The sequence below is a fragment of the Flavobacteriales bacterium genome, from assembly GCA_016712535.1.
GTDB lineage: Bacteria > Bacteroidota > Bacteroidia > Flavobacteriales_F > PHOS-HE28 > PHOS-HE28.
Genome location: JADJQW010000002.1, coordinates 1284930 through 1298870, shown reverse-complemented (window position 1 = coordinate 1298870; position 13941 = coordinate 1284930). Strand labels below are relative to the sequence as shown.

The following is a 13941-nucleotide window of genomic DNA, read 5'->3' as shown; positions in this document are numbered from 1 at the left end:
ACCAATGCCGAAATGGCATTGCAAAGCTCTCCCGCGGGCTTTCGGATCGGGCGTTCTTGAACTGGTTCGCCCTGTGGAAGACTGGAAGCAAGCCTCCCCGCCCGATCAAGTTCGAACGTCGTGTTGCAGAAGGACTTCAATATGGGAGCGCACACGGTGATCTGCAGAGTGAATGAGGCAGGCACTAGGCTGCGCTTAAGCCCGATCATGGTACTTGGTTCGCGGTGAACCATAGCTCCGGCGCGGTCAGTAGCTTGGCGCCTTGCGCATGACAGGTGCGCAGCATGCATGCACGATCACCGCTCTTACCAAGGTCCACGACCAGATCTGCTCGCGCAGCTCAGGAGCCCCTCTGCCGTGCTCGATGTAGGATGCAACAACGGCGCGGTGGCCCGGGCGCTTAAGCTGCGGCATCCAGCTGCCAAAGTCTGGGGCATCGAGATCAACGACGCGGCTTTGGCCAAGGCTCTCCCCGACCTGGTCCACGGCTGGAGCGCGGACCTTGACCAGACCGACATCGGTGCCATGCTGAAGGACCTGAGCTTCGACCATATCATCGCGGGCGATGTGCTCGAGCATACCGTGAACTACCAGCGCATCACCGCATCACTCTACCGGCATCTCGCCCCTGGAGGTCGCATGATCATCTCCGTGCCCAACTACGGGCATTGGCACACGCTCTGGGCCTTCCTTACGCGAAAGTGGCAGCGCAATGAGCGCGGCATCTTCGACAAGACGCACCGCACGGTGCTCATGTGGCGCAATCTCCGGGAATTCGCTGAGGCTTGCCCTGGATGCCGATGGAACCTGGCCAAACGGAATTTCAGGTTCTTCGAGACCAATAAGCATTGGAAGCTGAACATGCTCGTGACCTATGGGCTCTTTCCGCTGCTGCTCCTCCCGTACGTGAATGACTTCATCACCTTGAGCTACGTGGTGGTGATCGAGAAGCCTGGATCGGCTCGATGAAGGTCTCCATCGCGCTGGCCCTGCACAATGGAGCGGCTCATCTGGATGAGCAGCTGCTGAGCATCCTGCAAGGGTCACGCCTGCCCGATGAATGGGTCATCGTGGATGACGCCTCGACCGATGGCAGCGCAGGAATCGCGATGAGCCGATTGGCGGCTTCCGGCATCGGGCATGCCGTATTGCTGACGAATGAGAAGAACATCGGCGCGACGCTCTCGTTCGCCAAGGCCGCGCGCCATACCACAGGTGATGTCGTCTTGTTCTGCGACCAGGACGACATCTGGCATCCTGATAAGGTCTCGGCTGCCTGCGACCTGTTCGAAGTGAAACCGGCGCTGCTCCTCGCCTACCACGACGGCGACATCATCGACGCGAACGGTGCGCTTGATGGGCGCACCATCTGGGGCACCCGCAAGCATGCGAAGCTCGATGCTGGCGGTCAGCGCGACCGGATGGACGTGGCCGCCAACCCGGACATCAAGGGCTGCACGATGGCGCTGAACGGAGATTTCGTGCGCAAGCTCTTCAACCGAACTCCCGCATCCTTCGCGAACTACTGGGGACACGACCATTGGTGCGCCCTCGTGGCCTGGGGCTCCGGGCCCATAGCGGCCATGCCTCAGCGCCTCATCAAGCATCGCCTCCATGATCGCAATACGTCCGGCGGCACGCGCTTCAATGCCCTGTCGCCCTCCCATTGGCGCAAGCGCTTGCGAATGATGCGCGAGCAAGCCCCCGACCATTTCGTTCAACGCTATTCGATGGCTGCATCGGCGATCAGGAACCACGCACCGGCGCATGACCCGGGAATGGCAGCGGCGCTGGACCGCCATCTCGACATCGCACGCAGGAGGATGGAATTCAAACGGAGGAACCTGTTCCGGCGCACAGCGGGCGCGCTCCGGCTCTGGCATGAAGGCTACTACCAGCGATACGCCAACGGTGCATGGACGCTGCTACGAGACATTCTCGCCTGACCTCCTCATCATCCGCCTCACCATCTCGTCCACCTCCTTCAGCAAGCCCAGCGCATACGCCGCCGGGATGAAGAGCACGGCAACGATCATCGCGCGCAGGGGCAGGTCGAGCAATGGCTTACCGGTAAGCGGGATCCAGGGCGTGATGAAGAGCAGCGCGAGCATCAGCGCAAGCACGAGCAGGAAGCGGCCATCGAAGGGCCAAAGCCGGTAGCGCCACCAAAGGAACCAGGTGCGAAAGGCATTCACGGCGGTGAGCGAGATGAAGGTGGCCCACGCCGCGCCCGTAACGCCCATGCGCTGGATGAGGACATAATTGGCCACGAGGTTGATGAGCACCATGCTCAAGCTGCTGAACGCATCGAGCCAATAGCTGCGCGACATGCTGATCACTGAAGCGCTGAGCCCGATGCTGCTGTTGAGCAGGTAGGCCAGGCCGATGATGAAGGCCACGAGCGCTGCGCCCGTGTAGGAAGGCGGTAAGAGCCTGAAGAGATCCTCCATGCCGGTGAACATGAGCACGAAGAGCAGCCCGCTCGCCAGCCATTGCACGAAGGAGCTGCGCCTGTAGAGCTGTCCCACCGTGGCGGTGTCGCGGCGCTTCCAGGCATCGGCGAGCATGGGCGCGGCCACTTGCTGCAGGGCACGTCCGGGCGCAGCGATCACGCTGCCGAAGTAGAAGGCCACCGCGTAGTGCGCCACCTGCGTGAGCGCCTGATCGCCCAGGATGGCGCCGATCATGATCTGGTCCATGTTGCCCAGGATGATGCCCGCCACGCTGGCTGCGAAGGTGAACACCGTATAGCTGGCCATGCTTGTGCGCAGGCGTCGGGGCAACCACCGCTCGTTCCAACCGATCCGGAGATGCCCTGAGCGCTTCAAGTCGAGCACAAGCGCAAGCGTGCAGAGCAGGAAGACCGAGGTATAGAGCGCCATGAAGCTCCCGAAGGGCAGCTCCAGTTTCCAATGCGCGATGATGAGCGCGGCCTGGAGCGCGCGCAGCACGAACTCCCGGATGAAGGTGGGCTGCACGGTGCGGCGCAAGGAGCGGCTGTAGCTGCGCAGCAGGATGAAGAAGACCTCGGCGAGCACCAGGGGCAGCAGCAGCAAGCCGTAGGTGCCATAAAGCGAACTGCGATCCGCGAAGACCTGGGTGAGCGTTCCGTGGAAGGCCCAGAGCACGACCATGGCCAGCAACGACATCGCCAGTCCGAAGAGAAGCAGCATGGCCAATGCGCCCCGGTGCTTGCGCGCAGCATCACGGAAGTACGGGAAATAGCGGATCACGGTGTTCTCGGCTCCTAGCTGGGCCACCTGCGCAGCGATGGTGGCGATGGAAACGAGCAGGCGCGTGAGGCCGAACTCCTCGGCCGCCAGCACACGCGGATACAGGAACACCACGTTCACGAAGCCCAGGCCGATGCCGAAGTACGCGAGCAGCGTGTTGATCGTGGCCTGCCTGGCGATGATGCCCATCGGCGGAAAAGTACCGTTCACAGCGGCAAGGCCGATCCCGCGGCCATCACCGCCAGAGGAAGCCAGGCAGATGAAGGAAGCGCAATCCGGCGTTCACCGCCCGCAGGGCGGCCAGCTTGAACCGGCCCCATGCGCCACGCTGCTTCGGAGGATCATCCGGGAAGCTGGGCGTCCCGGTCTTCCGCACCACCGGTGCATCCACGATGTCCTTCTCGATCACCACCACGCTATCGTAGAAGTGCATGGAGCGCGCGCTTCGGGTGAATCGATCGACCTTCAACGAGCGCTGCTCCGAGTGCCAGGCATTCAGCTGGTCTATCAGTCCTTTGCATCGCTCAATGAAAGTGCCCGGTCGCCGGTGCCCTCCTTCGTACTGCAGCCAATACGACGTGTGCAGGTCCTCGCACAGGTAGACGCCCCCTGGCTTCACGGCATCGAAAAGCTCGTCGAAGGTGATGTTCTGCTGGCGCATGGTGTGGCCGCCGTCGTCGATCAGGATGTCAATGGGCGGCAGCTCGGCCTTCAAGCGCTGCAGGAATGCCGGATCGGATTGCGAGCCGATATGGATGGTGACCTGTTCCTCTTCCAGCTCCTTGCATCGCGGATTGATGTCCACCCCATGGATCACCGCACCTGGCCCGAAGTACTGCTTCCACATCTGAAGGCTGCCGCCGTGGAATACGCCGATCTCGAGGACCACGACCTCCTTGCCCCGGTAACGGGAGAAATGGCGGTCGTACACCTCGAAGAAGTGCATCCATTTGTGGATCAGCCTTCCGCTGTTCGAATTGAAGTAGCGCTCCAGGTCGTTCATGCGTGCCTTATGCTTCGTGATCGTGACTTCTTGTTCAATTGGACCGGACCGGCTCAAACAGCAAGCGGGCGAAATCGGCTGCCAGCGTGCGCCGGGCGTAGCGTGCATCGGGTGCCGCCAAGGCTTGAGCATCGAAGAGCGCGCGCGCACGGGCGGCATCCTCAGCGCTCGGTTTCACAGGGATCAGGAGGTGCCGGCCATCGAGCACGCGAGCCACGTCGCCATCCTCAGGGCCCACAGCGAGGATTGGCCTGCCGGTGCTGAGGTACTCGTAGAGCTTCGTGGGCAGTATGCCGTGCTGGTTGGCCGTGGTGTTGATGGGCAGCAGGAGCACGCGCGCGCGCGAGATCTCCCGCATCGCCTCCGCGCGCGGGATGCGCCCCATGCGCTCCACATGCTCACCGAGGCCTGCAGCCTGCACGCTGGCGATCACGCTCGCATCAACAGGGCCGATGAACCGGAGCACGAATCGATCGGCGAATGCCTTGTCCTGCGCGCAGAGTCCCGCGAGCAAGCGCCACAAGCCGGGCTGATCCCGGGTAGGGCTCATGGAACCGGAGTGGACGAGCGAGTACGCCTCGTCAACCGGGACAGGTGAGCCCGGCAGGTCCGCGAGGTCGTAGCCGTTGGTGATCACGGCGACATCCTTCGCTCCGAGCTCCTCCAGATCCCTGGCCCACCGCCAACTCACGGTGACAACCTGATCCGCACACGTGAGCACTTCCCGCTCCAAGCGACGATGGCGGCGATCAGCAACGCGCGTGAGGCTCAACTGCTGGTAATAGTCGATGCCCGTCCATGGGTCGCGGAAATCAGCGATCCACTTCACGCCCAGCGCGCGCTTCAGCCCGAGGCCGATCAGGTGCATGCTGTGGGGCGGGCCGGTGGTCACCACGGCATCAACCGGATGATCGCGCAGGTAATCCTTCAAGTACCGGATGGACGGCTTCACCCACCAAACCCGCGCATCAGGCACGAAGCCATTGCTGCGCACCCAGAGTGCGAGCCGTTCTTTCCAGTTCGGCGCGCTGCTTCCCTCCTCCTTCAAAAAGGCGGTCTGGATTCGCTCATCCTTCTTCTTTCCCGTGAAGCGCTTATACAGGCTGAAGGGCTCCGTGATGGGCCGTTTGATCACCTCCAGCTGCGACGGGACATCCCCGAGCAAACCCTCATCCACAGCGGCCATCTCGGGATTGGAGGGCGTGTACACCACCGGCTGCCAGCCATGCTCCGGCAGGTACTTGCACATCTTCAGCCAGCGCTGGCCTCCCACCCCGCCGTTGGGCGGCCAGTAGTAGGTTATCACGAGCACGCGTTTCATCGCGGGCTATGCCTTCATCAGCTTCCGCGCTTCAAGCGCCAGCGTGCCCAAGGCCAGCAAAAGCACCAGCAAGGAGGCACCGAGCATCACGGGCCTGGCTTTCCCAGCGGTGCGGCCTTCCACCTTGAAGGTGACCTTGTGCTCGCCCGCCGGAACGCGCATGGCGCGCAGCACATAGTCCACGCGCCCATGCGGCACGGGTTGATCATCGATGTAGGCCTGCCAATCGGGACCGTACCAGATGGCGCTGAACACCACGAGGCCGCCGTTCCCGGAGCGCACGGTATAGCCGAGCTGGTTGGTGGCGTAGTCATCGAGCGTGACAGAGGCCGAGGGGTCGGCGCTGATCGCCGCATCGCCCAGCTCGGGCTTGAAGCGCTCATCGGCGATCGCTACGCGGGCAGGGTCGATGGTGCCCAGCGCGGTGATCTCCTCATCGGCATTCTTCACCCAGCGCAGCTCGTCCACGAACCAGGCGCTGCCCAAGGCATTCGTATTCAGCAGCGGCGGCCGCTCGTTGCTGTAGATGAGGTGGCGCGCGTTGAGCATGTTGAGCACGCCTTCATCCGCGAGCGCGCTATCGAGGCGCTCCATGGTGGCGCCCGGGCCGAATTGCGCGCCAACGCGCATGATGGCCGGGCGCAAATGGAACTCGATCAGCTCCTGATAGCGCTTCAGCTTGGCGCCGTGGTAGCCGCCGATGCTCTTGTGGAAGTAGCTCACGCGCGAATCGTTGAAGGGATCGCCCATCCAGAGCACGCGGTGATCCGTGGCGCGGCGCAGTGCAGCGAAGCGCTGGAGCTGCTCCTCCTCCTTCGATATCATCTTGTCCTTGCCGCGCGCGTTGCTGCGCGATTCCCGCAAGCGGTCCATGCCCGCCTTGAACAGCTCCTCGGCTCTCGGGTTCCATTCCTGCTGCACGATGGCCATGTCCGCTGCGTTCGGCTTGTGCGGGACCGCATGGGCCTTCTCATCCTCCCAGCTCACGTACTTCCCCTTCTCCTTCTCATTGTTCACGTATCGCTTGTCGATGGTCCATTGATCCGCGATGATCAAGGCGCCCAGCACGGCGATCCCGATTCCCGCAGAGAGCTTGCGCTTGCCCAGCATCCAGATCACCACGGCCCCAGCCAGGATGAACCCGAAACTGCGCCATGCGTCGGCGCTGAGCACGGAGGCCCTGAACTCCTTGAGGCCCTCTACCAGGGCCATCACCTCGGCCTCGGCGGCAGGGCTGGCGTCGATGCGGGCATTGAACTTCTCAAGTTCGGCATCGCTGATCAGATTGAAAAGGCTGGGGACGAGCGCGATCACGAGCACGATCGCGGCGAGGCTGCCGGAGATGATCAGGAAGCGGCGCTCCTTCAGCTTGTCCCAAGCGCCTTCGCGCAGCATGCCGTCGAGCCAGAGGATGCCGAGCACGGGCACCGCCAGCTCGACGATCACGAGGATGATGGTGACCGCGCGGAACTTGCTGTAGCCGGGGACATGGTCGAGGAAGAAGTCGGTGAGCGGCATCAGGTTGCGGCCCCAGCTGAGCATGAGGGTGAGCACCAGCATGGCGAAGAGCGCGTACACGAGCGTATCACGCATGGCCCAGAGACCAACGCCGAGCCAGGCGATCACCAGCACGCCCATGACGATGCTGGCTGAAATTCCCAGGATCGTGGCAGCGCCGGTCGCGGCATCGCGAACCGCATTGTTGTCGATCGCGATCAGCAGCAGCATGAGCAATGCGCCAGCGAGCATCCACCAGCTCTCGCGCCCGCTTCGGCTGGCGGCCATGAGCAGCAGGAGCAGCATGGCCACAGCGCCTACGTACACGGGCCCCGAGGTTCCCGGCTGATCGCCCCAGTAGGCATTGAGGTAGCTGCCGTCCTGGTATTCCTTCATCACGGCATTGCGGAATGCTGCCGGTTGCAGCTTGCGGAAGTCGTCCTGGCTCTGGATCATGGAGGCTGATCCGCCACCCTTCGCATTCGGGATCAGCAGGGTGAAGCTCTCCTGCTTGCCGTAGCTCCAGCCGGTCACGTAATCACGATCGAGTCCGCTGGTCCGGTTGCTGGCAGCAGGGCTTCCATCGGCCTGCATGGTGAGCTCGCTCTTGCCACGCGTGGAAAACGCGCCGTATTCAACCGTGGTCCACAGCACGCCCAGGTTGCACGCCAGCGCGAGGGCAGCGGCACCCAGACCGAGAGCACCGCGCGCGGCCAGGCCGCCGAGCTGCTTCTCACGGATCGAGCGCACCGCTTCGGCAGCTGCGTACAGCACCAGCACGAAGCCCAGGTAATAGGTCACCTGCACGTGATTCATCATCACCTCCAGGCCGAGGAACAGCGCGAGCAGAGCAGCGCCGAGCAGCTTGTTGCCGCGCAGCAGGAGGTGCAGCGCGCCCAGCACCATGGGTGCATAGCCGATCGCGTTCGCCTTGCTGTTGTGGCCGGCTTCGAGAATGGCGAAGAAGTAGGAGCTGAAACCGAAGGCCACGGCACCAACGATGCTGAGCCATGGATCCACGCGCAAGCATCGGAGCAGGATGTACATGCCCAGCAGGTAGAGGAACAGGAAGCTCATGGGCCTGGGCAGGAAGCCATGGAAGGCATCGTCGGCGAAGCGCAGCAGATTCTGCGGCCAGAGCACGGTGATCTGGTATGCGGGCATGCCGCTGAACATGCTGCCGGTCCACAAGGGATCCTCATCCGTGGCCTCACGGTGCTCCATGATCTCCTGGGCCATGCCCTGCCAGTTCTTCAGGTCGCTTTGAACCAGGCGCTTGCCTTCCAGCGCCGGGCTGAAGTAGATGATGCTGAGCGCGTAGAACACGGCCAGCGCCGCCAGCACAGGCAGCAGGTTCTTCCAAAGAGCTTTCATGCGATGACCTGTTGCTTACTTGATCTCTTCGTATTCGGCGTCTATGATGGTGCCGCCCGGCGTCCGGCCACGCTCATTCTTCTGCACTTCCTCGATGCGCACATCACCTACCGGCCGCTTGGCGCTTCTTGGGCCGGCAGCATCCAGAGGAGCGCGCGCGCGGACGATCAAGCGCACCACCCACCACAGCGCGAGCAGGATGAGGATCACTTTGACGGTGCCCGTGAAGCTGGCTTCGGCCATCATGGTCGGCGAAAGTAGGGGCCGGGATGCGAGCAATCAGGCGCCCTTCCGCGCGCGCAGCTCCGCCAATTCCTTCTCCAGCCGATCGATGCGCTTGAGAAGCTCGGGCAGCTTGCGGAACACCACATAGCTGCGGTCGTACGGGCCCTTGTCGAAGGCCGGCGAACCTTGCACGGTCCTGCCATCCGCGATGTCCGAACCGATGCCGCTCTGCGCGGCGATGCGCACCCGGTCGCCGATGGTGAGATGGCCCGCGATGCCTACCTGCCCGCCGATCTGGTTGTGATCCCCGACAACGCTGCTGCCCGCGATGCCGGTCTGCGCCACGATCACATTGTGACGGCCGATCTCAGCATTGTGGCCCACCTGGATCAGGTTGTCGAGCTTGGTGCCCTGCCGGATCACGGTGCTGCCGATGGTGGCGCGGTCGATGGTGGTGTTGGCGCCCACTTCCACATCGTCCTCGAGCACCACGTTGCCCACCTGCGGCATCTTCTCATACACGCCTTGGGCATCGGGCACGAAGCCGAAGCCATCGGACCCGATCACCGCGCCGCTGTGGATCACGCAGCGCGCGCCGATCACCGTCTGGTGGTACACCTTCACGCCGGCGTGGATCCGTGCGCCATCGCTGATGCGGGTGCCATCGCCGATGAAGCAATTGGGGAAGACCTTCACGCCATCGCCCAGCTCCACGTGGTCGCCCACGTAGCTGAAGGCGCCGATGTACACGTTCTTGCCGAGCCTGGCCTTGGGGCTCACGAAGCTGGGCTGCTCGATGCCCTTCTTCTCGTACTGCAATTGGTAGTTGCGCTCGAGCAGCTGCGTGAAGGCCATGCGCGGATCGGTCACCCGGATCAGCGTGAGCGTCTTCGGCAGGGCGCGCGCCGGCGCGAAGTCCTTCGCCACGATGGCGATGGTGGCCTTGGTGCCGTAGATGTACTCGGTGTACTTCGGGTTCGATAGGAAGGTGAGCGTGCCGCCGCGCGCCTCCTCGATCTTCGCCAGGTCGTTCACGAGCACTTGCGGATCTCCGTCAACGACTCCTTCGAGGAGCTCCGCGATCTGCTCAGCGGTGAACTGCATGGCCTACTGGTTCGTGCCCAGCGTGAGGGTCACGCGCGTGCGGTCCCAATCGAGCCAGAGGGCGGTGCCATCCTCCGGCCCATGGATCGTGAACTGCTCGGCGACTTCCGGCAATTGCTCAACAGGCGCGGTGATCATCACCGCATCGAAGGCCGGGTCGCGCTGCGCATTGCCATCGAAGTCAACGCCCCATGGGTACATCTTGCTGTTGAAGTAGACTTCCCAGACCGTCTCACCGGGCAAGGTCCACAGCGTGTACATGCCCTTCTTCACGGGCTTGCCGCCGATCACCAGGTCAGCCGCCAATTCGATGGTGGTGGCCTCGTTGGCGCCGGTGCGCCACACCTTGCCGTAGGGCACAAGTCCGCCGAAGATCTCGCGATCCTTCTTATACGGCCGGCAGTAGGTCACCTTGATGAGCTCCTGCTCACCGCTGAAGTACGAATAGGTGGCCTCAGGGCTGTGCTTCTTGGTGTCGCGCTTCATGAGCATGAAGCCGACGTACAGCAAGCCGCCGACCACGATGATCGCGATCAGGATCCGCTTCAGGGTCTTGGACATGGTCAATGCGCGTGTTCGTTCGTTTCCTCCTTGCTCACTTCCACGCGCACGGTGGCGCTGTCGACCGAGCGCATGATGTGAACCGTTCCATCCTCGATGGCGATGGTGGTATCGCCCTGGAAGCCGCCCTTCTCCAGGTCGGCCACGATCACTTCTACGCGCTCACTGCCGTTGCCCTTGCTGCTGCAACAGGTGCCGCCGTGCCCCCCTTGGCTCGCCCCGGCACGGCAGCTCTGTTCCTGGCTGAAGCTCCCGCCACGGCAATCGCCACCCCCGCAGCGCCCGCAGGTGAGGCAGCAGATGGCCCACCCGAGGCCGAAGCCGATGAGCGCGAAGAGCAGGGTCTTGGCCCAGTTGCCGTTGTCCATGGAATGTGGAATGGGGCGGTGAAAGTAGCTCAGCCCCTGCGATGCACCAGCGTGCTCGCGGCCTGCGCCGTGGGCATCACCACCAGGTCGTTGATGCACACATGCGGCGGGCGCGTGGCGGCGAAGTGGATCAAGTCGGCGATGTCGGCGCCGTTGAGCGGGGTCATGCCCAAGTACACCTGCGTCGCCTTCCGCTCATCGCCGTGGAAGCGCACTTGGCTGAACTCGGTCTCGGCCAGCCCTGGAGCGATCTGCGTGACGCGGATGCCGTGCGGGAGCAGGTCCTGCCGCATGCCCTTGGTGAGCGCATCCACCGCGTGCTTGCTGGCGCAGTACACGTTTCCTTTGGGATACACCTCCTTGCCGGCCACGCTGCCGATGTTGATGATGTGGCCCTTTCCGCGCGCCACCATGCCGGGGATCACCGCCCGGCTCACGTGCAGCAGGCCCTTCACGTTGGTGTCGAGCATGCGGTTCCAATCGTCGAGGCTGCCTTCATAAATGGGATCGAAGCCTGCGGCAAGGCCCGCGTTGTTCACGAGCACATCGATGGACTTCCACTCCTCCGGCAATGAAGCGATCGCGGCCTCAACTGCGGCGTTGTCGCGCACATCGAAATGCAGGGGATGGATGATCGGCGGGCCTTCGATGGTTCCGTGCAAGCCTTCGAGCTCCTTGCGTAAGGCTTCGAGGCGCTCCTTGCGGCGGCCGGTGATGATCACGCGCCAGCCTTCGTTCGCGAAACGACGCGCCGTGGCTTCGCCGAAGCCGGCGGTGGCGCCGGTGATGAGGATGGTCATGGACATTGGGCGAACCTACTTCTTCATCTGCTCGTCCGGAAACTCTGCCCTCATCGCGCGTTCAATCTCCTCCCGCTGCTGCCGACGGCGTTTCCACACGGCGTAGACCTGCAGCGCACCGGCGAGTGCGAAGACAATGAAGCCAAAGAGGAACAGGATGAGCATCGGCCATCAGTGCTTTTCAATGGGTGCCACCCACCTCGGCCACGACAGGTACCACTTTTCCACCGGTGTGCTCAGCGTGATGGAGAATCCTGGTTTCGCGGGTCGTGAGAACCTGATACGCCGCCTGCTCTTTTCAAGGCAATTCTAGTGCATTTGCCTTCACCTAGCGCTTCAAGTAGTGCTTCATACATTTTATAGAGCGATACATCCAGATGCGTGTTCGCAATAACCAGGTCCAAGTGCCAATGAATCATGCGAGGACCTATTTGCGTAATCGTTGCAGCGACTTGACCGATTGTATTTGAGACGGAGCACTCCGCTCCGGGCACCAGTTCGACATCGAAGGGGAATGACAACATGATGTCCTGCCGTTGCGTGAACGGATAAGGGAGCAGTGCGAGCGGATGCCCTTTTCGCGGATCGCGGCCGAATCCCTCGCGGTACAACATATCAATCAGGTCGATGGTAGTGATACCGTCAGCGCCAACCGCAACCATGTTGCTTGCGGGAAGGGCTCGGCCGAATCGGTAAACCTGCTTGGTGCTAGGCCAGATAGCGGTGCTATCGAATGCAAGTGGATTCCACTTCGAATGCGGGGCAATCAGATCGGGCCTGGGCATCCAGTTCAGCCATGTCGCATTCATACTCATGCGCGCCATACCGCTCAAGGTTCCGCGACCGGTTACCTGAACCGTGCGCAAATCATCGCTGAATTCAACCAGCACATGCTCGGTCTGGAGGTTGTCTCTGTGCCGGCGTATCGGCAGCACGGTCCTTTCCGGCGCGCCATCCTTTCGTTCAGTCTCGCTGATCCTCACAAGAAAAGCCGGTTGGCCAGCGAGCCAATAAGGGACCTCATCCAATAGATACGCAGCCTTCGAGGAATTAGGCATGACGTAATGCCAGCGCTCGTCCTCAGCTTTGAACGCAAGGAGTATGGCGTCCACATCTTCGGCGTACAGGGTATCGCTGAACATGCCGGAATAGCGATCGCGTGTGAAGCACGCGTACAAGGGGACATCAAGGATGTTAAAGAGCTGCCGGTACAGCACGACAATCTGCTCGTTGCTCATGACCCGATTGTGAAAGTGGACTCCTACGGATGTTCCGGGCGGCAGCTCGGTTTCCGGCACAACAGCAATGCTGTCCTTGAGGAAGCCCATGATGTCGGCAACGAGCGGGGCAGTTCCCTTGACCACTCTGCGACGTCGTTCAACATGATTAGCGAACGCCTGCCAATTGCGTGCTGGGGAATACTGGAAATAGGGGTATCGATACCTGAACCAGGAGGCGAGATAATCGGGATGATCATGCTCGAACACACGCGTGGAGAAGCAGGGCGCATCGATCAGCCGTTGGCCAAATGGGCTCTTGGCCAACTCCGGTATGTCCGATTTTTTCCAATGCCGGTACACGGTACCGTCAAGTGTATCTGTGGAGAGATGGTTGAATCCACCATAGGTGATAACCTTCATGGGCCTCTTCCTTTTCGCCAAGCTGGTCACGAAGAGGTTCAGGTCACGAATCGGGTGCTGTTCCCGCACATCCCATTGGTCAATCGTCAAACGCCCTTCGATGGATAAGGCCATTGCTACATCCACGATATCTCCGGCGCGGATGCGAGGTCCTTTGTAATGGACAGCGACGTACTGGCTTCGCAAATGCGTGAAGTACTTCGTCTCCCATTCGAATGCCGCGGAATCGAGGTCGATGACCGTACCATCTTCCATGGTGATGCGCGCATCGCAAACCGTGACCTTGCCGCCACCAGCAAACTGTTGCCAAGGAAGAGGGAGTTCGCCTTCGGACAGATCTTCATGAAAAAGCGTCCGCTCCGTGATGATCTCTTGGCTCACGTAGTTCCCGTAATCAAACCCGGCGAGGCGGAAGTTGTTCGGACCGCCAAACTGACGATGGTCCTTCTCAATCCACTGCTCGGCGATCACGATGTCCTTTCGCAGGATGACCGCACCTGTTGGCGAACGCGGAACGTTCGCATCGGATCTGTCAGATGGGCGCGGCCACGCGTAGCTCAGATTCGGGTTTTGTCCATCAGCCTCGAGCATCACGCTAGCGCATACGAAAGCGCCCACTAGGCGCAATTGATGAACTAAGGGTCTCCGGTCCAAGTTTCTATTCATCTTCAAGAGGCTGCTTGATCTGAGGCATTGGCTTTTAGCTGCGGGCCACAGAGAAAAAGTTGTCCTTCGCAAAGGCAGCCTTGCCTTGTGGCGAATGTAATCAAGCCGATGAAGGCACCTTGTTCCGTCAATAAGGACTGCTCCAGTAG

At 61.8% G+C, this 13941-nt stretch carries 13 protein-coding genes; 2 read left to right on the top strand and 11 right to left on the bottom strand.

Annotation, left to right across the window (positions count from 1 at the left end; genetic code table 11):
* Positions 1-288: 288 nt before the first annotated feature.
* Positions 289-969 carry a class I SAM-dependent methyltransferase gene (locus IPK70_05275; GenBank protein ID MBK8226567.1) on the top strand — a complete coding sequence of 227 codons (681 nt, stop codon included), beginning with the start codon at positions 289-291 and terminating at the stop codon, positions 967-969.
* A complete protein-coding gene (locus IPK70_05270) occupies positions 966-1946 on the top strand; it encodes a glycosyltransferase (protein ID MBK8226566.1) in 981 nt (326 codons plus the stop codon). Before IPK70_05275 ends, IPK70_05270 begins: the two co-directional genes overlap by 4 nt.
* On the opposite strand, the gene IPK70_05265 is transcribed toward IPK70_05270, so the two are convergent.
* The 11 genes from IPK70_05265 to IPK70_05215 form a co-directional block, all read right to left on the bottom strand.
* Complete coding sequence (locus IPK70_05265) at positions 1926-3422, bottom strand: oligosaccharide flippase family protein (protein MBK8226565.1); 1497 nt, start codon at positions 3420-3422, stop codon at positions 1926-1928. The two genes, IPK70_05270 and IPK70_05265, sit on opposite strands and share 21 nt — an antisense overlap.
* A gap of 46 nt (positions 3423-3468) precedes the next feature.
* On the bottom strand, positions 3469-4236 hold the full coding sequence (locus IPK70_05260) for a class I SAM-dependent methyltransferase (GenBank protein MBK8226564.1): 768 nt from the start codon (positions 4234-4236) through the stop codon (positions 3469-3471).
* Between the two features lie 34 nt (positions 4237-4270).
* Positions 4271-5557, bottom strand: coding sequence for a glycosyltransferase (locus IPK70_05255; GenBank protein MBK8226563.1), 1287 nt, complete (start codon positions 5555-5557; stop codon positions 4271-4273).
* A gap of 6 nt (positions 5558-5563) precedes the next feature.
* Complete coding sequence (locus tag IPK70_05250) at positions 5564-8428, bottom strand: hypothetical protein (protein ID MBK8226562.1); 2865 nt, start codon at positions 8426-8428, stop codon at positions 5564-5566.
* A gap of 15 nt (positions 8429-8443) precedes the next feature.
* Positions 8444-8674: a hypothetical protein gene (locus IPK70_05245; protein MBK8226561.1), complete on the bottom strand. Its 231-nt coding sequence runs from the start codon at positions 8672-8674 to the stop codon at positions 8444-8446.
* A 33-nt stretch (positions 8675-8707) separates the two neighbouring features.
* Positions 8708-9757: a UDP-3-O-(3-hydroxymyristoyl)glucosamine N-acyltransferase gene (lpxD, locus tag IPK70_05240; GenBank protein MBK8226560.1), complete on the bottom strand. Its 1050-nt coding sequence runs from the start codon at positions 9755-9757 to the stop codon at positions 8708-8710.
* Between the two features lie 3 nt (positions 9758-9760).
* Positions 9761-10318 (bottom strand): DUF2911 domain-containing protein, encoded by a 558-nt coding sequence (locus tag IPK70_05235; GenBank protein MBK8226559.1) that lies wholly within the window; start codon positions 10316-10318, stop codon positions 9761-9763.
* A 2-nt stretch (positions 10319-10320) separates the two neighbouring features.
* Positions 10321-10686 (bottom strand): hypothetical protein, encoded by a 366-nt coding sequence (locus tag IPK70_05230; protein MBK8226558.1) that lies wholly within the window; start codon positions 10684-10686, stop codon positions 10321-10323.
* 29 nt (positions 10687-10715) lie between these two features.
* A complete protein-coding gene (locus IPK70_05225) occupies positions 10716-11492 on the bottom strand; it encodes an SDR family oxidoreductase (GenBank protein MBK8226557.1) in 777 nt (258 codons plus the stop codon).
* 9 nt (positions 11493-11501) lie between these two features.
* Positions 11502-11651 carry a hypothetical protein gene (locus IPK70_05220; protein MBK8226556.1) on the bottom strand — a complete coding sequence of 50 codons (150 nt, stop codon included), beginning with the start codon at positions 11649-11651 and terminating at the stop codon, positions 11502-11504.
* A 71-nt stretch (positions 11652-11722) separates the two neighbouring features.
* The gene (locus tag IPK70_05215) at positions 11723-13717 is read right to left on the bottom strand and encodes a hypothetical protein (protein MBK8226555.1); all 1995 of its coding nucleotides are present in this window, start codon (positions 13715-13717) and stop codon (positions 11723-11725) included.
* Positions 13718-13941: the final 224 nt, after the last annotated feature.